This is a genomic window from Streptomyces nidicola (assembly GCF_050106155.1).
Taxonomy (GTDB): domain Bacteria; phylum Actinomycetota; class Actinomycetes; order Streptomycetales; family Streptomycetaceae; genus Streptomyces.
Genome location: NZ_JBNBPI010000001.1, coordinates 1,381,533 through 1,403,914, shown reverse-complemented (window position 1 = coordinate 1,403,914; position 22,382 = coordinate 1,381,533). Strand labels below are relative to the sequence as shown.

Below are 22,382 nucleotides of genomic sequence, written 5' to 3'. Positions count from 1 at the left end.
TGGCCACAGCACACCACCGTCGCCCGTACCGGAGAAGGGAGCCGCGCCATGCACCGTCGCACCGACCGCGTCGCACCCGCCGCCCTCCCGGTCACGACCGCGTTCACGCTGCGCCGCCACATCGACCTGGCCCGCGCGACGAGCGCTGCCTGTCGCCCCGCCGCCTCAGGCACCCGCGCCTGACACGCCGCACCGCCGCAGCTCACACCCGTACGACTCCGCGCCACCGCACACCTCACACCCGTACGACTCCGCGCACCCCGCCGGGCCCCTCCCGGCCTGCCCGCGTACCCCTGCCGCCTGAACCCCGGGACCCGCCATGCCTGCGCACACCCTGACCCGCGCCACCCCCGACACCCTCTGGTTCACCCGCTGTCCGGTGCCCACGGCCACCGGCATCGCCGCCGACCGGCAGTGGCTGGCCGATGAGTTCGCCGCCGACGGCATCGCCGTACGTTCCCTCCAGGACGCGGCGCCCGACGTCGACCGGCAGACGCACTTCACGCACGCCCTGCCCGGCCTGTTCCGCGAGGGCGGCAACGTGCCCGCCTTGTGGGCCCGGGCGCGCGGTGAACGCACCCGGCTGATCGGGCTGACGTGGATCGAGGAACGCCAGGCGATCCTCGTGCGGCCCGACAGCGCGGTGCGCGGCGCCGAGGGGCTGCGGGGGCTGCGGGTGGCCGTGCCCCGGCACACCATCGCGATCGACTTCTGGCGGGCCATGGCCGTGCGCGGCTTCGAGGGCGTCCTCGCCTCCGCTGCCCTCACGCTCGACGACGTCCGCCGCGTCGACATCTCCGCCGACGGATATCCCGGCCAGTGGGGCGCCGAACTCGACGCGCTGCGGCACGGCGACGTCGATGCCGTCTACGTCAAGGGAGCCCTCGCCGTCGAGGCGGCCCGCCGCGCCGGGGCCCGCGTCGCCGTGGAACTCGACGAGCTGCCCGAGCGCGGCCACCGCGTCAACAACGGCACCCCGCGTCCCATCACCGTGCACCAGCAGCTCCTCGACGACCATCCGGACCTCGTCGACCGGTTCCTCGCTGTGCTGCTGCGCGCCGCCGACTGGGCCGCCGACCACCCCGACGCCGTCGCCCGCATCCTCGGCGCCGAGACCGGCGCCGGCGCCGAAGGTGTCACCGGCGCCTACCGGCACGGCACCCACCGCACCCTGCACCCCGACCTGTCCGCGGACCGCCTCGACCTGCTCGCCGTGCAGGAAGAACGGCTGCGCGCGCACGGCTTCCTGCCCGCCCCCGTCGACGTACGCGAGTGGGCCGCCCCCGAGCCGTTGCGCCGCGCCCGCACGCTCCGACCCGCCCCTGAACGCCCGTGAGGACCACCGCCATGCGCATACCGAAACCCGTCGCCGCCCTCGCCGCAGCCGCGGCGCTCAGCGTCCTCGCCTCCGGATGCGGCACCTCGCAGGCCGACGCAGGCAAGGGGGAGGGCGGGCAGGTCACCGTCCGCATCCCCGATCCCGGCAACTCGGGCGTCCTCGCCGTGGGCAAGAAGGACGGCAGCCTCGACAAGGCCCTCGCCCAGGTGCACGCGAAGGTCGAATGGACCGGCAGCGCGGGCCCGTTCGCGCCCGCCGCACAGGCCATGAACGCCGACCAGCTCGACATCGCCACCGGCTCGATCACCTCCGGCATCACCTCGCTCACCCAGACGCCCGGCTTCACGTTCTTCTCGGCGACCGCACCCGACGGCGCCGGCGAGGGCATCCTCGCCAAGAAGGGCTCCGGCATCGACTCCGTCGAGGACCTGGCCGGCAAGAAGGTCGCCGTCAACCAGGGTGGCACCGGCGAGTACCTCCTGCTCAAGGCGCTCGCCGAACACCACATCCCGGCCTCCAAGGTCAAGCGGGTGTACCTCAAGCCCGACCAGACCGCGGCCGTCTTCAACAGCGGCAAGGTCGACGCCTGGGCCGCATGGGCCGCCAACTCGGTCGCCGAACTCGGCACCGGGAAAGCCGAGTTCATCGCCACCGGCAAGCAGATCGGCTCCGACAACTACAGCCTCAACGCCGTCCGCACCGCCTTCGCCGACCAGCACCCCGAGGTCGTGCGCGCCCTCTACGACTATCTGCACACCGCGAGCGCGAAGCAGAAGCGGGACCCGGCCGCCTACCTGAACGTGAACACCGACGCCGGACCGCAGGCCCTCACCGGCGCCGCGAAGAGCGCCCAGATCGCCATCACCCGGCAGGCCGGCACGGTCGAGCCCGTCACGCCCACCGACATCAAGCGGTTCGAAGAGGTCGCCCGGTTCTACGCCGCGCAGCAGGTCACCCCCAAGACCGTGGACATCGCCGCCCATGTCCTGGACGTGGAGAAGCTGTCATGACGACACCCGGCACCACGCTGGTGGCGCCACGCCCGCCCCGTGCAAGACCCCGCCGCCGCGGGCACACCGCGTTCGTCAGGGCCCTCGGCCCGCTCGGCCTGCTCGCCGTGTGGTGGCTCGCGTCCGCGACCGGCGTCCTCACCAAGGACGTCCTCGCATCGCCCGCGCAAGTCGTCGCAGCGGTAGGGGAGTTGTGGGGCAACGGTCAGCTGTCCGACGCGCTGGCAACCTCCCTCACCCGCTCCGGGATCGGCCTGGTCATCGGGCTCACCGCCGGACTGACCCTCGGCGTCGTCACCGGCTTCACCCGCCTCGGCGACGAACTCCTCGACTCCTCCATCCAGACCCTGCGCACCATCCCGTTCCTCGCCCTGGTGCCGCTCTTCATGGTCTGGTTCGGCATCAACGAGGCCGCCAAGATTCTGCTGATCGCCGTCGCCACCACCTTCCCCATGTACGTCGCCACGTACGGCGGGGTCCGCAACGCCGACCGCAAACTCGTCGAGGCCATGCGCAGCTTCGGCATGAGCCGTCTCGCCGTCGTCCGCGAGGTCGTGCTGCCGGGCGCGCTGCCCTCGCTCCTGTCGGGGCTGCGCCTGTCGATGACACTCAGCGTGATCGCCCTGATCGCCGCCGAGGAGATCAACGCCACCGCCGGCATCGGCTATCTGATGGCTCAGGCCCAGAGCTACGCCCGCACCGACATCCTCGCGGTCTGCATCGTGGTCTACGGCCTGCTCGGCCTCACCGCCGACGCCGTCGTACGTCTCCTGGAGCACCTGCTGATGCCCTGGCGCGGAGATGCGCGATGACCACCGCCCCCGGCGGAGACACCGCCGTCCACATCCACGGCCTGCGCCGCGTCTTCGGCGACCGGGCCGTCCTCAACGGCATCGAACTGACCATCCGGCGCGGCGAGTTCGTGGCCCTGCTCGGCGCGAGCGGCAGCGGCAAGACGACCCTGCTGCGCATCCTCGGAGCGCTCGACGGCGCCGACGACGGCGAGGTGCTCGTGCCCCAGGCGCGCACCATCGTGTTCCAGGAGCCACGCCTCGTCCCGTCCAAGAAGGTGCTCGCGAACGTCGCCGTCGCGCTGCCCCGCGGCCGCGCCACCCAGGAGCGGGCCCGCACCGCGCTCAGTGAGGTCGGCCTCGACCGGCACGCCGACGCCTGGCCCGGAACGCTCTCCGGCGGCGAGGCCCAGCGGGTGGCACTGGCCCGCGCCCTGGTCCGCGAACCCGAACTCCTCCTCTTGGACGAGCCGTTCGCCGCCCTCGACGCGCTCACCCGCCTCAAGATGCAGGACCTCGTAGGCGACCTGTGCCGGATCCACCGGCCCGCCGTCCTCCTGGTCACCCACGACGTGGACGAGGCCATCCGCCTCGCCGACCGCGTCTGCGTCCTGCGCGACGGACGGCTCGTCACCGATGAGTCCGTCACCGTCGAACGTCCCCGCGAGCCGGGCGATCCCGCCTTCGCCGACCTGCGCCGCCGCCTCCTCGCCGACCTCGGCGTCCACCCCGCCGGCCGCACACCCCTCCCGACAGGAGCCCCCTGAATGACCGTCACCATCGGTGTCCACAACAGCAATCCGACGCTCTACTACCTCTCCCGCCTGACCTACGCCCAGGAAGAGCTGGCGGCACTCGGCGAGAGCGCCGCCTTCCACCCGTACACCAACGGCGTACGCACCGGTGAGCTCCTGACCGACGGCGTCATCGACTTCGGCGGCACCGGCTCCACCCCGCCCATCACCGCCCAGTCCGCCGGCCACGACATCGTCTACACCGCCGCCTCCGCGCCCCGCCCCGACCACGGCGCGCTGCTCGTCCTGACGGACAGCCCGCACCGGTCCGCGGCCGACCTCAAGGGCGGCACCGTGCACCTCGCGATCGGCTCCTGGCAGACCCACCTCGTGGCCAAGGCCCTCGACGGGGCCGGACTCTCCTACGCCACCGACATCACCGCCGAACGCTCCACCAGTGACAGCGAACAGCGGCTGCGCGCAGGGGAGATCGACGCGTGGGTGGCGCAGGGCCCCGACCTCGTCGCCGCGCTGCGCACCGGAGGCGTCCGCGTCCTGCTGCCCACCGCCGACGTCATCACGGACCGCTCCGTCTTCTTCGCCCGCCGCGACCTCGCCGAACAGCGGCCGGAGATCGTCGCCGCCCTGGTCCGCGCGCTGCGGCGGGCGGACGACTGGGCCAGGACGCACCCCCGCGATGCCGCCGAGATCGCCGCTGACCACCAAGGAGGTGGTGCCGACGACTGGGAGACCGCACTGAAGTCACTGCCCTGGCACATCGAGGACATCACACCGACCTTCCTCGCCGAACAGCAGGAAGCGGCGGACATCTTCGTACGCACCGGGTTCATCGAGCGGGCCGTGACGGTCGCGGACGCCGTCGCGGGCGCGGGGGAGCACCGGCCGTGACGACCACCGACGCCCCCGAAGTCCTCTGGTACATCATCCCCCGAGAGGGCGCCTACCCCTGGGAGCCGGACGGCCGCCGCCCGGTCGACCTCGGCTACCTCCAACAACTCGCCGGAACCGTCGAACGCCTCGGCTACAGCGGAGCCCTGCTCGCCACCGACCTCTACGACGTGTGGCCGCTCGGCAGCGCCCTGGCCGCGTCGACCGGCCCGGGCTTCCAGCCGCTCCTCGCCGTCCACCCGGGCCTCATCTCGCCGACCCTGCTCGCGAAGATGGCACTCAGCTTCGACACCCTCTTCGGCGGCCGCCTCCGCTTCAACGTGGTCAACGGGGCCACCACGTCGTTGCGCGAGTACGGGCTGCACGTCGAGCACGACGAACGCTACGAGCTCAGCGCCGAGTACTGGTCGATCGTCAAACGCCTCACGGCGGGCGAGGTCTTCGACCACAAGGGCCGCTTCTACGAACTCACCAACGCGGGAGCCTCCTTCCGCGACCTCAAGCCGGTGCAGTCCCCGCACGTGCCGCTGTGGTTCGGCGGCTCGTCGGAGCCGGGTATCGAGATGGCGGCCGAACACGTCGACGTCTACCTCACCTGGGCCGAACCCCCCCACCTGCTCAAGGAGAAGCTCGACCGGGTGCGCTCCCGCGCCGCCGCGTACGGCCGCACCCTGCGCATCGGCCTGCGCCTGCACCTCATCGTCCGCGACACGGAGGACGAGGCGTGGGCCGCCGCCGACCGTCTCCTCGACGTCACGAGCGAGGCCACGTACGCACGCCAACTCGGCGCCAAAGCTGGGGAGGACGGCACCGGCTGGCAACGCCAGTTCCGCCAGCACGGCGGCCGCGTCCCGGCCCGGGCCCGGGAGCTTGAGACCCACCCGAACCTGTGGCCCGGCATGAGCCTGTTCCGCCCGGGCCCCGGCACGGCGATCGTCGGTTCCACGGCCCAAGTCGTGGACCGCTTGCAGGAGTTCAGGGACCTGGGCGTGGACACCTTCATCCTCTCCGGCAACCCCCTCCTGGAGGAGGCCTACCGGGTGGCGGAGACGGTGCTGCCGGCGCTGGGGGTGGGCCCGCGCCAGTGAACCGGCCTGCCCGCCTACGGCCCCGACCGCACCCGCCCCTCCCCGTCGATCCAGACCGTGAACCGGTCGAAGACCTCGCGGCTGGAGCGGGCGACGCGGATGTCCCAGCGGCCCGGGCGTACCCGCCAGGCCGACGTGTCCTCGTCCCACCAGGAGAACGCCCGGCGCTCCAGGGCGATGGTGACCTCGCGTTCCTCGTCCGGTGCGAGCCGTACCGTCGAGAAGCTCGCGAGCTGCTGTTCCGGTCGGCCCTGGACCGGAGCACCCGCGGTGTCGCGCGTGTGCAGTTGGGTCGAGCGCCACGTGATGTCGGCGTAGCCGAGGCCGTGGCCGAAGGCGTAGTGCGGGGCGATTCCGTGGGTGTCGAAGTGGCGGTGGCCGGTCAGGAGGCCCTCGGCGTAGGAAAGGGTGCCGTCGGGGGCGGGGCGCTGACGATGACGACGGTGCGGCTGTTGGCCGCGCAGACCCGCTCGATCAGGGCGACCTGATCGGCGGGCAGGGCCAGGCTGTCCCGGTCCGCCGACTCCAGTGCGCCGTCCTGCGTGACACCTACGCACATCAGAGCTGCGTCCGCGCAACTTCCGGTGGGCGGCGGCGCGTCGCCATCACCGACGAGATCTTCAACTCCCTCGCCCATCACCTCACCAAGGACGGAACCGTCAGCCAGAAAGCCGAGTAGAACTACCTTCAGGATTTCTGGCGCGCCGCACTAATCCACCGCCAAGCGCTCCAACAGCCCTCTGAGGTGCGCCAGTTCATGGGGGCTCAGCACGGAGAACTCCTTGGCCAGGGTCTGCCGGACGGGGGCCTCGCAGTGCTGCACCAGCGCGCGCCCGCTTGCGCTCAGCCGATGTCGGTACACGCGTCCGGGTCCGGCGCAGCGGTCGACCAGGCCTCCGTCCACCAGGCGGCGCAGCAGTGTGCCCAGGGACTGGTCGGTCTGTGCGGTACGTACTGCCAGGTCGTGCGAGGAGGAATCCGGGTGCTCGGCGGTGGCCAGCAGCACCACGTACTGCGACATCGATGTGCCCAGCGGGGCGAGGGCGGCGTCGATCGCCTGGTGCTTGCGCTGGTGGAGTCGACGCAGCAGCACTCCGGCCGCCCAGGCGTCGCTGTCGCCCACTGGCCCGTTCTCGTCACTGTTGGTGTCGGTCGCCTTCACGAGGAAATCGTAATCGCCCTGAGGTGTCACCCAACAAAGGTGAACCTAACTAAGGTGCCTTATAGTGTGGCGGAGAACGAGCGGGAGAGAGAAAGAGGTGGTCCCGCTGAGCCTCCTCAGCACACATCACGGCCTGTCGGCCCCGCCGCGGGGACGGCTGGGCCTGCCCGGCCTGCTGGCGCTCAACCCCGGGCCGTGGCTGTGGGGACAGGCGGCGCTGGTCGCCGTGACCGGCGCCGCGCTCTTCTCCGGCGGATTCCAGCTCGCCGGCCTGACCTGTGGTCTCGCGGTCTTTATCGGCGGCTGGAACGTCATGCTGGAGCAGCGCACCCCGGGCGCCCACCGCCGCCGGCTCGCGCCCGTGACGGGGGCCGCCCTGGTGCTGTCGGCGATGGCCGGGTTCGCTGTGTCCGCGGCGCACGCCCCGTCCTGGGTGGTGATCGCCGGAGGGTCGGTGCTCACCGCCGGCTGCTACTACGTCTGCCAGGTGTTGCGGGCCGCCCCGCCCGGGGGCTATCTCTACCTCCTCGCCTACGTGCTGTGTTCCACCATCCCCGTGCCGGTCGATGAGCTGCCCCGGCTTGCCGCCTGGGCCGCTGGGGGCGCGGCGGCCGGCTGGCTGGTCATCCTCATCGAGACGCTGCTCGTGGGACGCGCCGCCGAGTACCGGGCACTGGCCCGCGTCTTCCGCTCGCTGGCGGCGCTGATCGCCGCGGCGGACGGCGGGCGCACGGACACCGCCCGGCATGCGGCGGTGGCCGACCTCGACAGAGCCTGGGACACCGTGCGCCGTGGGGTCACCGCGCGGATGCGGCGCACAGGGGAATGGGATCGGCTGATCGACGTGTGCCAGTACGCGGCTGCCGCGGTGGCCGAGGCCGGAGCGCTTGCCGACGGGGCGCGCCCCTCGCCGGCCGCGGCGGCCCGCGCCGCGGAATGCCGGTCTGTCGCCGAGGAGTTGGCCCGCGATCTGTTGCTGCGCGCCCGCCGGGGACCCCTGCGGGCGCGCATTGCGGAGGCCACGGGCACGCTGGAGGGAGGCCCCGCGGTCCGTCCCGAGGACCGTCTGTTGCAGTCCCTCCGCAGCGCCCGACACGTCCTGGACACGCCCGAGCCGGCCGGCCACCACCCGCTGGACAACAACCGATACCCCTCCTTGTGGAGCGCTCTCGCCGCCGGTGCTCAGCCCGGCGCCGTCGCCTGGCGTTACGCGCTGCGCTCCGGCGGCGCGGTCTTCGCGGCCGGCGCCCTGACCCATCTGGCCGGGATCAGCCGACCGGGCTGGGCGATGCTCGCCGCGGGCTCGGTCCTGCTTGCCCCGGGCAGCGTGGGAGTCTTCAACCGTGCGGTCCAGCGCAGCATCGGCACTCTGATCGGCCTGGTCGCCACCGCCGGCGTCCTCGCCCTCCACCCCGGCACGTGGACGGTACTGCTCCTCGCCTCGACGCTGGTCGGCCTGGCCCAGCCCTTCCTGGCCAAGAATTCCGGGCTGGCCATCGCTGTGCTCACCCCGGGCGTAGTGCCACTCTCCTACCCGGGCGACGGCGCCTTCCTGCCGATCCTGGACGAACGACTGCAGGCCACCGCGATCGGCAGTGCAGTCGCGCTGCTGCTGGCCCTCACGGTGTGGCGACGGCCGGGCGCGGAGGCACTGCGCGGGCAGCTGACCGCCGTCCTGCGCGCCCTTGCCACCGAACCCGAAGGCCCCCACGCCACCCGCCGCTGGCGGCGCACCGTGCTGACCGCGCTGCAGAACACGGGCGACACCTTCCAGCACATCCTCGGCGACGTCCGCCCACCCCGGCCCGCCACCGCACTGTGGCCGGTGTTCCTCGCAGTGCAACGGCTGGGGTTCCAATTGATTGCCCACACACCGTCCGCGCCGGAGCGGGCGCAGGCCCTGCCGGCGCTGCGCGAACTGGCCGAGGCGGTGGCCGAGGATGCCGCCCCCCGCCCGGTCCCCCTTCCCCCCACTTGGGCCACCCCGGACGCCAGGGACGCCCTGCGACGGCTGCGCTCTCTCCTCGGCGAAGGCGAAAGCGACAGCAGGCAGGCGTCGGTGATCCGTGGCCAACTCAGGGACCCCGACGGAGCGTTGATGCCGCACACCGCCGTCACCCTGATCGACCCCTCGGGCACCCAGGCCGACGCCGCCTACACCGACGCCGAGGGCCGCTTCACCATCCACCCCCGCGCCGCCGGCCGCCACCTGCTGGTCGCCTCGACGGACGGCCGCACCGCGCCCGAGGCCCGCGCCCTGCTGGTGCCGTCTTTCTCTACGGGCTCCGCATGCGATCCGCGATGGCAACGGGCAGGGGCGCACTGGAGTGCGGCGGTCACGGAATGGGACGCATGCTCGTCGGCTACGTCCGCACCTGGGCCAGGGAACACGGCCGGGTCACTTTGATCGTGCACTGCACGCCTCGCACTAGAGACGGTCGTACCTTCTACCAGGCACTCGGGACGGGCCGTGGCCGCGGGGCACACCTCTCAGCCACGTTGAGGTCACCCGGTGAGGCGGATGGCGCGCAGGGTTTCCTGAGGATCCAGGAAGGCGAGTACCCGGCCCGCGGCCAGCGGGGCGCTCTTGCCGATGCTCGCCGTGAACTCGCCCTTCCACAACGTGCGGCCGTCGGCGGAACGCAGGACGCGCACCGTTTGCCGGTGCTGGAACAGCCGGGCGGTGCGGGTGTGCCGGACCATCGTGTAGGCGCCCGCGGAGGCGATGTCGAGGTCCGCACCGCCCTCGGTCCGCCAGCGTTCCGTACCGTCGTCGGCGTTGAGACAGACGACGCCGTCGCGTGTGGGAAGGACGAAGCCGTCGGGGGTGGACACCGGTTCGGGGGCGCGGTCCCCGGTGGGGGCCCCACCCTTGAAGGTCCACTTCTCCTTGCCGGTGCGGACGTCGATGGCCGTGGGTCTGCTGCGCTCGCCCTTGAGGCGGGGGAGCAGGAGGGTGGTGCCGGAGAGCGGGGCCGCCGGTGGATCCTCCTCCTCGAGGCTGCCGGGGGCCACCGTCGTGACCTCGGACAGGGGGACGCGCCACTTCTCCTTGCCCGTGCGGGCACCGAGCAGGACGAGATCGACGCGCCGCTTGGTGACCTTGTCGTGGAAGAGGACGGCATCGTCCGTGCGCTGCGGCGCGCTGATGCGCTGGCCCAGCTCGGTGTACAGGTTCATGCCGGGCCGGTCCCACAGCTGCTTTCCGGTCGCTCCGTCGAGTGCCTTCGAGCCCACCAGGGCCATGTCCCCGATCCCCTCGATGGTGCCTGAATCGTCAAACTGCTGGGTCCAGCGTTCCTTCCCCGTGCGTGCGTCGAAGGCGGTGACCGTCTGCCGGTTGGGGTCGCCGTTGCCGAAGAGCACCAGTCCGCTGCGGTCGAGGACGTGCAGGCTGTAGTCGTCCTCGTCGTACAGTTCCCGCTTCCAGCGGGTCTTGCCGGTGGCGCCGTCGAGTACGTACAGCATCGCGATCCGGTCCTGGGGCAGTTGCACCAACGCGAGCACGGTGTCGCCGTCGTCGATCGCGGCCGCCTCCGAGTTTCCGGACAGGGGCCACTCGAGGTCCAGGTCGCGCTTCCACAGATGCTTGCCGTCGGCGAGTTCGAACGCCTGGAACGCGGCGCCGTCGTGGGCGGGGATGAAGCAGCGTGTGCCGGACAGGATGGGCTGGTCCCAGCCTTCGCGGCGTTCGCCGAGGCCGTGCGACCAGGCGAACGCGTCGTGTCCGGGGTCGGCGCCGAGATAGACGCCCGCCGCAATGCCGGCCGTGGCGACCGCGGCGAACCCGGCGCCGCCCAGCAGCAGTCCACGGCGGCTCAACTCGGGGCGGCCGCCGGCTTCCGGGGTGCTGTGTTGCGCGGCCGTGACCGTGACGGCGGCATCGAGGGGTACGGGGGCGGCGGGTGCGGCCTCCGGCTCGACCACGGTGGGCGGGTGTCCGGGGCGCGGGGCCGGCAGCGGTGTCGCGGGGACGGCCTGCCCTTCGAGTTCGCGCAGCACTTCGCCGAGTTCGGTGGCCGAGCCGTACCGGTCCCCGGGGGCCTTCGCCAGCAGGCGCAGGATCAACGAGTCCCAGGCGGGGGAGAGGCCCGGCGCGACGCTGCTGGGCACCGGCGGCGCGTCGTTGAGGTGCGCTGTCAGGAATCCGAGGGTGTCGGGGGCGGTGAACGGCAGCCTGCCGGTGCGCAGTTCGAACAGGACGCAGCCCAGCGCGTACAGGTCGCTGCTCTGCTCCGGGTAGCCGCGGGCCTGTTCGGGTGCCATGTAGGCGGCCGTCCCGATGACCAGGCCCGTGCGGGTCAGCCGGCCATCGGTGGCCGAGGCGTCGGCGGCCCGGGCGATCCCGAAGTCGAGGACCTTGACCCGGCCCGATGCCGTGACGAAGAGATTGGCGGGCTTGATGTCACGGTGAAGTACCCCTGCGGCATGCGCCTCCGCGAGCGCCTCGCAGACCTGCCCGCCCCACCGGGCCGCCTCCACCCCGTCGACCGGGCCCCGGCGGACGGCGGCATCCAGGCCCTCGCCCCGCAGCAACTCCATGACCAGGAACGGTGTGCTGCCCTCGGCGGTGACGGCCGTGCCGACGTCGTGCACGGTCACGATGTGCGGATGCTGCAACGCGGCGGTGATCCGCGCCTCGCGCAGAAACCGGGCGCGCGCCTCGTCGGCGGTACTGCCACCACCCGCGAGCATCGAGATCACCTTGACGGCGACCGGACGCCCCAGGGCCTCGTCGCGGGCCTCCCACACTTCCCCCATCCCGCCCTGGCCCAGAGGCCTGACGAGCCGGTACCGGCCGGCCAGTATGCGATCCGCCACGCCTCAAGTCCCCCAGATCGCACCGTGGTTCCAGCAAAGTGATCGCAGCGTAGCCTCCTGGCGCGGGGCGTGTGTACGGCCAGGTGTGTGGAGAAGCCATGGACGCCGGGGCTCGCGCGGGTACGGCCGGCCGGCTCGACCCAGAGCTGGATCGCCTCGAGTCGCCCACGGGTCACGGATGGAACTGCCACCGGCCTTCTGAAATGACGTCCACCTTGCCGTCCCTGACGAGGACGGCCGTCTCGTCGTCGATGAAGTAGATCGGGAAGTCCGCCCGCGCGGCGATGCGTTCGGCCCAGGCGTCGTCCCGATCCGGGAAGTCCGGTGAGTTCAGATGCGGCTTGAGGTACCAGTCGAAGAGGCCGAACGGCGGCTCCACGGTCGTCGCGCCGAGCGCGTGGAGGTCCGCGGTGTCCCCGATGACATCGGCGGAGTGCCCGGTGAGATGACGGCTGAAGATCATTGATCCGGCGCTGAACCCCACATAGACCCGGCTCTCCAGCGCCTCCAGGAAGGCATCGGCCAGGCCGTTGCCGGTGATGCTGCGCGCGAGGTGGTAATGGTTGCCGCCCGCGACGTAGATGACGTCGGCGTGGAGCAACCGGTCGAGCACCAGCTGCCGGGGCAGACCGTTCAGCTCCAGGATGTCGAACTCCTGCCAGCCGAGGGCATACAGCCGGTTCAGGTCCGCGACGGACCACCCGTGGTCCCCGGACTCGGCGACGGATGCCGTGGGCACGTACACGACGTTCGCCGATCCGAACGGCTTGCCCAGCATGTCCCGCAGCGCTTCCCGCTGCGTCTCGTTACGCAGCCCGGCTGCCGTCAACAGAAGGTTCATCGAGCGAGCCAAGCACGGCTCACGGGGACGGCGCAACGAACCCAGGAACTACGGGCGGCCTCGTGAGCGCGGCGGGTGACCGGCTCCAGGACGCCGCCCGCCGGGCGGCCCTGGCCCTGCCGGGCGTCAGCCACGGATACCCCTTCGATGAGCACGCACCGAAGCGCGCCCACGAGCCGCTGAGCCCACGACTGTCAGTGCCGCGTGCAAGGCTTGTTATGCCCGCCCGCACACCTCCGCCCACAACCCGAGAGACCAATGGAACCGACCCTGCCGCTGTTCGACGAGGAGCCCACCCGGCCGCTCGCCGACCGCCTGCGCCCCACCCGGCTTGACGAGGTCGTCGGACAGGACCACCTCCTGGCCCCGGACGCCCCGCTGGGCCGCATGGTCGCCCAGCAGCGCCTCGGCTCCGCCATCCTGTGGGGGCCGCCCGGCGTCGGGAAGACGACCATCGCCCGGCTCCTCGCGGACGCCGGCAACCTGGCGTTCGAGCCGGTGTCGGCCACCTTCTCCGGCGTCGCCGAGCTGCGGAAGGTCTTCGCCGCCGCGCGCAGCCGGCGCACCATCGGCCAGAGCACCCTGCTGTTCGTCGACGAGATCCACCGCTTCAACCGCGCCCAGCAGGACAGCTTCCTGCCCTACGTCGAGGACGGCACGGTCGTCCTGATCGGCGCCACCACGGAGAACCCCAGCTTCGAACTCAACGGCGCCCTCCTCTCCCGTACTCAGGTCCTCGTCCTCAAACGCCTCGACGAAGCCGCACTGTCCACGCTCCTCGACCGCGCCGAGCACCTCACCGGCCACCCACTGCCCCTGGACGACGACGCCCGCCACGCCCTGATCGCCATGGCCGACGGCGACGGCCGCTACCTCCTCAACATGGCCGAACAGCTCCACGCCCTCCCGGAGACCGAAACCGGGACCGGGACCGAGGCCGGGACACCGCTGGACACCGCCGCGCTCGCCCACCACATCCAGCAGCGCGCCCCGCTGTACGACAAGGCGCAGGAGGGCCACTACAACCTGATCTCCGCGCTGCACAAGTCGATGCGCGGCTCCGACCCGGACGCGGCCCTGTACTGGCTCGCCCGCATGCTCGACGGCGGCGAGGATCCCCTGTTCGTGGCCCGCCGCCTGGTCCGCTTCGCCAGCGAGGACATCGGGATCGCCGATCCGGGCGCCCTCCAGCAGACGCTTGCCGCCTGGGACGTGTACGAGCGACTCGGCTCTCCCGAGGGCGAGTTGGCGATCGCCCAGGCCGTCGTCTACCTCGCCACCGCCCCCAAGTCCATCGCCGTCTACCGCGGCTTCAACGCGGCACACCGCGCCGCCCGCCGCACGGGTTCCCTCATGCCGCCCGCCCACATCCTCAACGCCCCGACCCGGCTGATGAAGGACCTCGGCTACGGCAAGGACTACCAGTACGACCCCGACACCACCGACGGCTTCTCCGGCGCCGACTACTTCCCCGACGACATGGACCGCGAGACGTACTACCAGCCCACCCGCAACGGCTACGAAGCCCAGATCGGCGAACGCCTGCGCCACTGGTCCGCCCTGCGCAGCCAACACCGAAACCCGGAGGGCTGACGCCCGCTTCTGCTCGTCGCCTTCCTCACGAATCGGCGTCTCCTTCGGACGTCGGCGCTCACGACTTCGAGGCCGCACGCATGAGCCGCAGTTGCCCGATCTCAGCGACGTTCTTCATCAACTCGGCGTTCAGCCAGGCGACCATGTGTCCCACGGTGTTGTCCGGCGGAGACTGCCACGGCAGCGTGGAGGTGTCCTCCAGGTCGACGTCGGTGAGCTTGTCCAGGATCGCCAGCCACTGAGTGCGCAGTTCCCGGAGCCAGGCGACGGCCGCCGGCCCGTCGCCGGGCCAGGTGATGTCGGCACGCTCCCGAGGCGTACGTTCCCGCGCGTGATCGATGGCGGTGCTCCACCACCAGCCGATGTGCCAGCTCACCCAGCCGATGGTGGGAACCGGCACCGGGTCGGGTTCGGTGTCGGCCCAGTCCGGTAGCCAGTTCCCGGCAGCGTCCGGGCGCACGGTCCACGACAACTCGGAGGGCTGCCAAAGGAAGTCTTCGGGTGCGAGCCGCTCCAGGTGGTACTCGAACAGCGACCAGGTCATGTCGAACTGCCAACGCAACAGCTCGCAGCGAGGATTGCTCATCGTTCGACCCTGGCATGTGCCCTGCCGGGCAGCCACCCCGTTTGGGTTCGGCCCACCGTGCCGGTTCCCGCTGCCCGAAGCTGCCACCGAAGAGGTCATCGCCTCGTACTGAGTTCACGGGACGACGGTGGCGTGAGGTCGTCCGACCCGCTCTCCGGTGAGGCGGACGGCTTTCGCAGGCGGTCGTGCAGGCGGCGCAGCGGGCCCGGGGCCCACCAGTTGGCGCGGCCCGCCAGGCGCATGGTGACCGGGAGGAGGACGACGCGGATCAACGTGGCGTCGACCAGGATCGTCAGGGCGGTGCCGATGCCGAGCTCCTTGAGGAAGAGCACGCCGCCCGAAGCGTAGGAGAGGAAGGACAGGGCCAGGATGCCGGCGGCCGCGGTGATCAGCGGGGCGGTCCGGCGGATGCCCTCCGCGACGGCCGGGCGGGTGCTGCCCGTGCGGTCGTACTCCTCCTTGATACGGGCGAGCAGGAACACCTCGTAGTCCATCGAAAGGCCGTAGGCGACGCAGAACATCAGGACCGGGATGCTCGGTTCGATCGAGCCGGTCGCGGTGAAGCCGAGCAGTCCGGAGAGGTGGCCGTCCTGGAAGACCCACACCAGGCAGCCGAACATGACGGACAGGCTGAGGAGGTTGAGGATCGTCGCCTTCAGTGGCAGCAGGATGCTCCCGGTCATGGCGAAGAGGAGGAGGTATGTCGCTCCTAGGACGATTCCCGCGGCGAGCGGCAGTCGGTCCAAGAGGGTGGCGCGGAAGTCGGTGGTCTCGGCCGGGTAGCCGCCGACCAGGACGGACGTGGTGGGTGGCTCCGTGGTGCGGATGCGGTCGACGAAGGCCGGGACGTTGCCGTACATGGCCTGCTGGGCGGGGGTGAGGGCGAGGCGGACGCCGCCGTCGGGGGAGGTCAGGCCGGACTGGCCGGGTGTGCCGGTGCGTTGCCCCTCGCGGTAGGCGCCGGTCGGGGCGTCCACCTGGAACGTACCCGGGATGCGGGACAGTTCGGCCGCGTACGAGGCGAGGGCTTCGGGCTCGGGCGCGGTCCCCCGCAGGACGAGGTGGACGGTGTCGGTGGGCTCGGCCGGGAACGTGCGGTGGATGATCTCGGACGTGGTGCGCGAAGAGGCGCCCTCCGGGAGCGTGCGCTCGTCGGGGAGGCCGAAGCGCAGGCCGAGCAGGGGCGCGCCCGCGAGGAGCAGGATCGCCAGGACGCCGATCCCGGACGCCACCGGTCGGCGCATCGCGCCGAGCGCGGTGCGGTGCCACAGGCCGGAGTGGCGTACGGGGGACCGGCGTTCGACCTTGTCGCCCCAGCGGGAGAGCGCGGCCGGCAGCAGGATCACGGCCCCTGCCAGCGCCGTCAGCACGACCAGCGCGCCCGCGTAGGCGAACGAGCGCAGGAAGAAGAACGGGAAGACGAGCAGCGCGCTGAGCGAGGCCGCCACCGTGACGCCGCTGAACAGGACGGTGCGGCCCGCCGCCACCGTCGCCCGGGCCACCGCCTCCTGCTGCGCGTGGCCGCCCGCCCGTTCCTCCCGGTAGCGGCTGATGACGAACAGGCTGTAGTCGATGCCGAGTCCGAGGCCGAGCACGAGCGCGAGGTTGGCGGCGAACGTCGACACCTCGGTGAACTGTGCGAGGGCCCGCAGCCCGGCGAGCGTCCCGACCACCGCGAGGAGACCGACGGCGACCGTGAGGAGGGCCGCCACCGTGCGCCGGTAGAGCAGGATCAGGAGCAGGGTGACCGCGGGCAGCGCGAACAGTTCGGCGCGCAGGAAGTCCGTCCGCGCCTGCTCGCCGACCTGCCGCGAGATCTCCTCCTGGCCGCCGACGCGGACATCGACGGCGGATCCGGCCGTACGCGTCAACCGCGGTGAAAGTCCGGCCAGTTGGTCGCGGGTGTCGGTGGCGCTGCCTTCCAGGCGGACGAGCAGGAGTCCGCGGCGGCCGTCGCTGTCGCGCAGGGCGGGGCTGTCCGCCTGCCAGTAGGAGGTGGTGTCGGTGACGTTCGGGACCTTCTCGACCTCGCGTTGCAGCTGGTTCGCCGCCCGGCGGGTCGCGACGCTGTCGACGTCGCCGTCGCGGGCGGTGACCAGCAGGGCGACGTTGGGGTTCCCCGTGCCGAACTCATCGCGCAGCACCTCCCCGGCGCGGACGGACTCGGTCCCCGGTGAGTTCCACCGCGACAGATCGAGCTCCGCGAGCCCGCCCGCCCCGTACCCGGCAAGCCCAAGGAAGGCCAGCAGCGAGACAACGAGGACGGTGCGGGCTCGGTGTACCGCGAGCCGGGCCAGAGCGGTGAGCATGGTGAACTGCCTTTCCCAGGGCGGATGTTCCGTGACCGCCAGGCTCGATCCCACCGCTGACCGAGCGCTGGAACGCCCGCTGGAACAACCGCTGGAACGCCGCCCGGGCTACGCTCGCCCCATGGGCGAGGGGGCGGACGTGAAGGCCGAGCGGGTGTTGAGGTTCGAAATGCTGGGCCCGGTACGGGTGTTGGGTGCGGACGGGCGGGAGGTGCCGCTGGGGCCGCCGCAGCAGCGGGCGGTCCTGGCTGTCCTGCTCCTCCAGGAAGGGCGCTCGATCTCGTACGACGCTCTGGTCGACGCCGTCTGGGGCAGTCAACCGCCGCGCCACGTAAGGAACTTGGTGCAGAAGTACGTCTCCGGACTGCGCCGCTGCCTCGGCGATGCGATCGACCTGATCTGGACAGGCGGCGGATACCGGCTGACCGGCCCGCGCATCGACGACCTGGGCGAGCGACGCTCCCTGGTGGACCGGGCCATCGCCGCCCGGGACGCCGGCGACCTGACTGCGGCCGCCGAACTTGTCCGACGCGCCGAGGAGTTGTGGCGCGGCGACTTCGCCGAAGGGCTGCGCGCCCCCTACCTGGAGGCCGAACGCCAGCGCTGGGCGGAGAAGCGCGTGACCGTACAGGAAGAACGACTGGCCGGCGAGATCGCCCACGGCCGCTCCTTCGAACAGGTCCACGAACTGATCCGGCTCATCGCCGCGCACCCGCTGCGCGAGCGGCCCGTGGAACTGCTGATGCTCGCCCTCTACCGCACCGGCCGCTCCTCCGAAGCCCTCGCCGCGTACGAGTCGACCCGACACCGCCTCGCCGAAGCCCTGGGCGCGGACCCGGGCCCGACGCTGCGCGCACTGCACGCGCGCATCCTGCGGCAGGACGAGGACCTGCTGGCGGGGGTCGGCGTGCGGTGAACCGCTGAGGCCTCAGCCCCGTGGCGCGCCACGACCTAGAGGCCCCACAGCCCCTTGCCCACGGCCAAGGCACCGCCCGTCATGGCGAGGCAGAGCACCATCACCCGCACAGCGCGCTCGGGGACCCGCCCGGCCAGGCCCCGGCCCACGAGGGCGCCGGCGGTGAGGGCAGCGCCCGCCACCCACCAGGCCCGCCGGTCCAGCCCTGGCAGGCCTCCGGCGGCGACCGAGACGACGTTCACCACGACGCCGTAGAACTGGGCGTTCGGCACGAACTCGCGCATGGACCAGCCCGCGTTCACTCCGTACAGGGACATCGGGGGCCCGCCGACGCCGGCCGCCGCGTTCATGAATCCGCCCGCACCGCCCGCGGCGAGTGCCCCGCCCGTGCCGCCGAGGGCGGGCAGCCGCAGCCCCCGCGCGACCAGGTCGACGGCAAGGCAGACCAGGGAACCGAGCACGACCATCAGGACGGGTTCCGACAGCCGGGCCGCCGCCCAGGTGCCCACCGGCACCGTGCACACGGACGCGACGACGAACGGCGCCATCGCCCGCAGCCGCACCCGGCGCCAGCCGCCCGCCAGGCCCGCGCAACTGACCACTCCCGCAGCACAGTTCGCGAGCAGTACCCCGTCGTTCGGGCCGAGCAGGAACACCAGGGCGGGCACGGCGACCAGCGCGAAGCCCATCCCGGTCAGCCACTGCACGCATCCGGCGACCACGACCGCGCAGGCCAGCACCACATCACTCACCGCGCGAGCGTAAGAGCCCACGAGCTGGAGAAGAACCCCTGTGACGGCGTCACCGCCGATGAGCTCTCCACAACAAGTGGGCCAGAGTCCCGGTTCGGCCAGCACTTGTCATCCAACGGCCAGCGCCACCATGACCGCCCAGCCGATGTAGAGGAGGTTGACCACCAGTCGGGCCAGCGCGCCGACCGGCCGCTCCAGCAGACGCGGCTGATCAGGACACGCACGATGCAGGGCGTCGAGATGAGAGAGCAGGTACGTGGTGATGAGCGCGGCAGCGGCCCAACCGCCGGCCGCTCGGGCCTGCGGAGTCAGGATCAGCGCGCCTACGACGATCTCCGCCGCTCCAGTGGCGGCAACGAGTACTCCCGGCAGGCCGAGCCAGGGCGGGACCAGGGTCCGGAAGTAGCGAGGAACCACGAAGTGCGCGATCCCCACCGCAATCAGGAAGACCGCCAACGCAATGGCCGCGATAACGTACATGGCGTGATGGTCGCCGCCGGTCGCGCATGGGAGCTTGAACAAAACGATCGCCGACTCGTCTTCTCCTCCGGCCCCGAAGCGACGCTGTTCGCCGAGACCCGCGCGTTCAGCGTCACTCGGCACTGCCACCCGGCATGGAAGGTCGTCCTGCCGATCCGCGGCCACGTCGAAGTCGCGACGGACGGGGGTCGTACCGCCTCGGCGGCCGGAGTGATCGTGCCTCCTCGGCTTGCCCACACCTGTGCCGCGACGTCGTCGTATGCCGCGCTCTTCATCGACCCCTGGCTGCTCCGTCCGGAACTGGGGCTCACACGCCTCGACAAGGCCACAACGCACCGGATACTTGCCGCACTTGGACCCGCTGACGTACGTGCTTCCGGAGCCGACCTCGCTGCCGCCAGAGCCGAGCTCACCGACCTCACCGGAGCGGGACACCCGCTCGATCCACGCGTGGCCCACGCGGTACGGGAGTGCACCAGCGCCGAGCCTCGCGCCGACATCGAAGCCATCGCCGCCGATGTCGGGCTCTCGCCGCCCCGCATGCGAGCCCTCGTCCGCGCATCCGTCGGAATCCCGCTCGTGCGGCTGCGTCAATGGTCACGACTGCGTACGGCCATCGCCGGCCTGCCCGGTGAATCGGTGGCCGCAGCCGCGGCCTCCGCGGGCTTCTCCGACCAGGCTCACCTGGCCCGCACCGCGCGCAGGCTCATCGGGCGCGCACCTGCCTCCATCCCCGGTCGCGCCGGCCCGGCGTAGGCGTCGGATCGCAAATTAAGTCAGTCGGTTGACTTAGTCGGAAGCGTGCGGTCTAGTGATCAAGAGCGCGGAATCAAGGAGGCCGACATGGTGAACAGCACCCAGCCCCGCACCGGCCGCGGTGCCGACACCCGCGAGGCCATCATGGCCGCGGCCGAGCGCCTCTACGCCGAGCACGGGCTGTCCAACGTCTCCAACCGGCAGATCGGCGAGGCGGCAGGCCAGGGCAACACCACCGCCGTCAGCTACCACTTCGGCAGCAAGGCGACGCTCGTACGGGCCCTCATGACCAGGCACGGCGATCAGGTCGACGTGATCCGCACGCGCTACGTGGACGCCGCCGGTGACAGTGACGACCTGCGCGACTGGGTCCGCTGCCTGTTGCGTCCGGTGACCGAATATCACGCGGCCCGCGGTGTTCCGTCCTGGCACGCGCGGTTCGCCGCGCAGGTGATGACCGACCCGCTGATGCGGACGCTGGTGACGGACGAGTCCCTCACCCGTGACAGCCTGCGCCGCACCCTCGAGGGTCTCGGCCGGTGCCTGTACGACATCGTGCCCCCCGAAGTCCGCCCCCAGCGCGCGGAGATGGCCCGCCACCTCATCACCCATACCTGCGCGGAGCGCGAACGCACCCTCGCCGAAACCCCGACCGAGCCCGGTCCGCCCTGGGAGCGCACCGCCGACGCGCTGGAGGACGCGCTGGTGGGACTCCTGGCCGCGCCTACCACCCGTAACTGAAGGCTGTTGTAAGGCTACTGACAGGCCGTCACGGACGGATGCGAGCCAACCCGGTCCGACCTGGCCCGACTTGAACCGCCCCGTCCCGGCCCGCCCCGTCCCGTCCCGACCGACCCGACCCGCCAAGGGAGACAGCGTGAAGATAACCGTTGACGAGGAGAAGTGCTGCGGCGCCGGCCAGTGCGTACTGATCGCGCCGGAAGTGTTCGACCAGCGTGACGAGGACGGCATCGTCATCCTGCTCGACGCCGCGCCCGCGGCAGAGCACCACGAGGGGGTCCGGGAGTCCGCAGGTGTCTGCCCCGCCGCCGCCATCCACCTGCACGAGGACGCGTGAGTACGCCGTCGGACGTGCTCGTCGTCGGGGCCAGTGCCGCGGGTCTCGCCGTCACGGAGAACCTGCGCCGCAAGGGCTACCGCGGGCGGATCACCCTGCTCGGCGAGGAGGAAGTCGCGCCGTACGACCGCCCGCCCCTGTCGAAGCAAGTACTCGCCGGTACCTGGGAAGCCGAGCGCACGCAGCTGCGCACCCGTGACGTGCTGGACGCCCTGGACGCCGAACTCGCCCTCGGTGAGCGCGCGGTGGCCCTCGACGCCGACACGCGCACGGTGCGTACCGCGAGCGGAGCGGAGCTGCGGGCGGAGGCCGTCGTACTGGCCACCGGACTGCACGCGCGCAGGCTTCCCGGCCTGACGGGTGTGGCGGGTGTGCATGTGCTGCGGACCCTCGACGACGCCGGCCGGCTGCGCGAGGAACTGCTGAAGGCCGAGCGTGTCGTGGTCGTCGGCGACGGCGTGCTCGGCGCCGAGATCGCCGCCACGGCCCGCCTCATGGGCGTCGACGTGACCATGGTCGGGCCTCAAGGCGCGCCGATGCAGGAGCAGTTGGGTCACGACATCGCCCGGCGGCTCGCCGCACTGCACACCGAACACGGAGTACGGCTGCGCCCGGACACACTCGTGGACGGACTGGAGACGGCCGACGGACATGTCACCGGTGTCCGCCAGGGTGACGGTGAAATCCTTCCCGCCGATCTCGTCGTCACGGCGGTCGGCGGCACCCCCGCCACCGACTGGCTGACCGACAGCGGACTGGCGCTGCGGGACGGCGTGGAGTGCGACTCCCGCTGTCGCGCCGCCGACGGCATCTACGCGGCGGGAGACGTGGCCCGCTTCCACCACGAAGGCCTCGGACGGTCGTTGCGGCTGGAGAACCGCACGAACGCCACCGAGCAGGCCATGCTGGTCGCCGCGAACATCCTGGGCGAGGACCGCGCCTACCGCCCCGTGCCCTACTTCTGGACCGATCAGCTCGGCGTCAAGATCCAGGTGTACGGGCTGCCCACCCCCGCCGCGACCGTGCACATCGTCGAAGGTGACACGGAACAGGGCCGGTTCGTCGCGCAGTACGTCGACGAGGAGGGGCGACCCATCGCCGTCCTCGGCTGGAACATGCCCAAGCAGGCCCGCCAACACCGCCAGCGGCTCCTCGACCGGTACGCCCCCGCACCCCGCGTCGAACCCGCCGCCACCCCGAGCTGAGAAGCGGCCATG

The 22,382-nt window shown here is 71.8% G+C and carries 23 protein-coding genes; 14 read left to right on the top strand and 9 right to left on the bottom strand.

From position 1 onward, the window contains the following. Positions 1-48: 48 nt before the first annotated feature. The 7 genes from ACOKM3_RS06595 (at position 49) to ACOKM3_RS06565 (ending at position 5,871) form a co-directional block, all read left to right on the top strand. Entirely contained in the window at positions 49-183 is a 135-nt protein-coding gene (locus tag ACOKM3_RS06595) for a hypothetical protein (protein WP_426897879.1), read from the top strand. A 136-nt stretch (positions 184-319) separates the two neighbouring features. Then, positions 320-1,336 carry an ABC transporter substrate-binding protein gene (locus ACOKM3_RS06590; protein ID WP_426897877.1) on the top strand — a complete coding sequence of 339 codons (1,017 nt, stop codon included), beginning with the start codon at positions 320-322 and terminating at the stop codon, positions 1,334-1,336. Positions 1,337-1,347: 11 nt separating this feature from the next. Next, positions 1,348-2,349, top strand: coding sequence for an NrtA/SsuA/CpmA family ABC transporter substrate-binding protein (locus ACOKM3_RS06585; protein WP_426897875.1), 1,002 nt, complete (start codon positions 1,348-1,350; stop codon positions 2,347-2,349). Beyond that, positions 2,346-3,161 (top strand): ABC transporter permease, encoded by an 816-nt coding sequence (locus ACOKM3_RS06580; RefSeq protein ID WP_426897873.1) that lies wholly within the window; start codon positions 2,346-2,348, stop codon positions 3,159-3,161. Before ACOKM3_RS06585 ends, ACOKM3_RS06580 begins: the two co-directional genes overlap by 4 nt. Further along, positions 3,158-3,907, top strand: a complete 750-nt coding sequence (locus ACOKM3_RS06575) for an ABC transporter ATP-binding protein (protein ID WP_426897871.1) — start codon at positions 3,158-3,160, stop codon at positions 3,905-3,907. The genes ACOKM3_RS06580 and ACOKM3_RS06575 overlap by 4 nt, the downstream gene beginning before the upstream one ends. Continuing rightward, on the top strand, positions 3,908-4,783 hold the full coding sequence (locus tag ACOKM3_RS06570; protein WP_426897869.1) for an ABC transporter substrate-binding protein: 876 nt from the start codon (positions 3,908-3,910) through the stop codon (positions 4,781-4,783). It abuts the gene before it with no gap. Further along, positions 4,780-5,871, top strand: a complete 1,092-nt coding sequence (locus ACOKM3_RS06565) for an LLM class flavin-dependent oxidoreductase (protein WP_426897867.1) — start codon at positions 4,780-4,782, stop codon at positions 5,869-5,871. Before ACOKM3_RS06570 ends, ACOKM3_RS06565 begins: the two co-directional genes overlap by 4 nt. A gap of 14 nt (positions 5,872-5,885) precedes the next feature. On the opposite strand, the gene ACOKM3_RS06560 is transcribed toward ACOKM3_RS06565, so the two are convergent. The 3 genes from ACOKM3_RS06560 to ACOKM3_RS06550 form a co-directional block, all read right to left on the bottom strand. Beyond that, positions 5,886-6,158, bottom strand: a complete 273-nt coding sequence (locus ACOKM3_RS06560) for a fibronectin type III-like domain-contianing protein (protein ID WP_426906720.1) — start codon at positions 6,156-6,158, stop codon at positions 5,886-5,888. Positions 6,159-6,253: 95 nt separating this feature from the next. Beyond that, complete coding sequence (locus tag ACOKM3_RS06555; protein WP_426897865.1) at positions 6,254-6,430, bottom strand: hypothetical protein; 177 nt, start codon at positions 6,428-6,430, stop codon at positions 6,254-6,256. Positions 6,431-6,580: 150 nt separating this feature from the next. Next, the gene (locus tag ACOKM3_RS06550; RefSeq protein WP_426897863.1) at positions 6,581-7,033 is read right to left on the bottom strand and encodes a MarR family winged helix-turn-helix transcriptional regulator; all 453 of its coding nucleotides are present in this window, start codon (positions 7,031-7,033) and stop codon (positions 6,581-6,583) included. Between the two features lie 97 nt (positions 7,034-7,130). On the opposite strand from ACOKM3_RS06550, the gene ACOKM3_RS06545 reads away from it, so the two are divergent. Then, positions 7,131-9,440 (top strand): FUSC family protein, encoded by a 2,310-nt coding sequence (locus ACOKM3_RS06545; protein WP_426897861.1) that lies wholly within the window; start codon positions 7,131-7,133, stop codon positions 9,438-9,440. Positions 9,441-9,538: 98 nt separating this feature from the next. On the opposite strand, the gene ACOKM3_RS06540 is transcribed toward ACOKM3_RS06545, so the two are convergent. After that, positions 9,539-11,854 carry a protein kinase domain-containing protein gene (locus tag ACOKM3_RS06540; RefSeq protein WP_426897859.1) on the bottom strand — a complete coding sequence of 772 codons (2,316 nt, stop codon included), beginning with the start codon at positions 11,852-11,854 and terminating at the stop codon, positions 9,539-9,541. Between the two features lie 172 nt (positions 11,855-12,026). Further along, entirely contained in the window at positions 12,027-12,695 is a 669-nt protein-coding gene (locus ACOKM3_RS06535; RefSeq protein WP_426897857.1) for a Type 1 glutamine amidotransferase-like domain-containing protein, read from the bottom strand. A 258-nt stretch (positions 12,696-12,953) separates the two neighbouring features. Between ACOKM3_RS06535 and ACOKM3_RS06530 the strand changes: the two genes are divergently transcribed. After that, positions 12,954-14,288: a replication-associated recombination protein A gene (locus ACOKM3_RS06530; protein ID WP_426897855.1), complete on the top strand. Its 1,335-nt coding sequence runs from the start codon at positions 12,954-12,956 to the stop codon at positions 14,286-14,288. Positions 14,289-14,346: 58 nt separating this feature from the next. On the opposite strand, the gene ACOKM3_RS06525 is transcribed toward ACOKM3_RS06530, so the two are convergent. Both ACOKM3_RS06525 and ACOKM3_RS06520 read right to left on the bottom strand, forming a co-directional pair. Next, positions 14,347-14,874: a DinB family protein gene (locus ACOKM3_RS06525; protein WP_426897853.1), complete on the bottom strand. Its 528-nt coding sequence runs from the start codon at positions 14,872-14,874 to the stop codon at positions 14,347-14,349. Between the two features lie 95 nt (positions 14,875-14,969). Then, positions 14,970-17,183 (bottom strand): MMPL family transporter, encoded by a 2,214-nt coding sequence (locus ACOKM3_RS06520; protein WP_426897851.1) that lies wholly within the window; start codon positions 17,181-17,183, stop codon positions 14,970-14,972. A 121-nt stretch (positions 17,184-17,304) separates the two neighbouring features. Between ACOKM3_RS06520 and ACOKM3_RS06515 the strand changes: the two genes are divergently transcribed. Beyond that, on the top strand, positions 17,305-18,099 hold the full coding sequence (locus ACOKM3_RS06515) for an AfsR/SARP family transcriptional regulator (protein WP_426897849.1): 795 nt from the start codon (positions 17,305-17,307) through the stop codon (positions 18,097-18,099). A 35-nt stretch (positions 18,100-18,134) separates the two neighbouring features. On the opposite strand, the gene ACOKM3_RS06510 is transcribed toward ACOKM3_RS06515, so the two are convergent. After that, positions 18,135-18,851: a sulfite exporter TauE/SafE family protein gene (locus ACOKM3_RS06510; protein WP_426897847.1), complete on the bottom strand. Its 717-nt coding sequence runs from the start codon at positions 18,849-18,851 to the stop codon at positions 18,135-18,137. A 108-nt stretch (positions 18,852-18,959) separates the two neighbouring features. Continuing rightward, complete coding sequence (locus ACOKM3_RS06505; protein ID WP_426897845.1) at positions 18,960-19,331, bottom strand: DoxX family protein; 372 nt, start codon at positions 19,329-19,331, stop codon at positions 18,960-18,962. Positions 19,332-19,337: 6 nt separating this feature from the next. Between ACOKM3_RS06505 and ACOKM3_RS06500 the strand changes: the two genes are divergently transcribed. The 4 genes from ACOKM3_RS06500 (at position 19,338) to ACOKM3_RS06485 (ending at position 22,370) form a co-directional block, all read left to right on the top strand. Then, complete coding sequence (locus tag ACOKM3_RS06500) at positions 19,338-20,087, top strand: AraC family transcriptional regulator (RefSeq protein WP_426906719.1); 750 nt, start codon at positions 19,338-19,340, stop codon at positions 20,085-20,087. Positions 20,088-20,174: 87 nt separating this feature from the next. After that, positions 20,175-20,828 carry a TetR/AcrR family transcriptional regulator gene (locus ACOKM3_RS06495; RefSeq protein WP_426897843.1) on the top strand — a complete coding sequence of 218 codons (654 nt, stop codon included), beginning with the start codon at positions 20,175-20,177 and terminating at the stop codon, positions 20,826-20,828. Between the two features lie 136 nt (positions 20,829-20,964). Continuing rightward, on the top strand, positions 20,965-21,165 hold the full coding sequence (locus ACOKM3_RS06490) for a ferredoxin (RefSeq protein ID WP_327665103.1): 201 nt from the start codon (positions 20,965-20,967) through the stop codon (positions 21,163-21,165). Next, entirely contained in the window at positions 21,162-22,370 is a 1,209-nt protein-coding gene (locus ACOKM3_RS06485) for an NAD(P)/FAD-dependent oxidoreductase (RefSeq protein WP_426897840.1), read from the top strand. The genes ACOKM3_RS06490 and ACOKM3_RS06485 overlap by 4 nt, the downstream gene beginning before the upstream one ends. Positions 22,371-22,382: the final 12 nt, after the last annotated feature.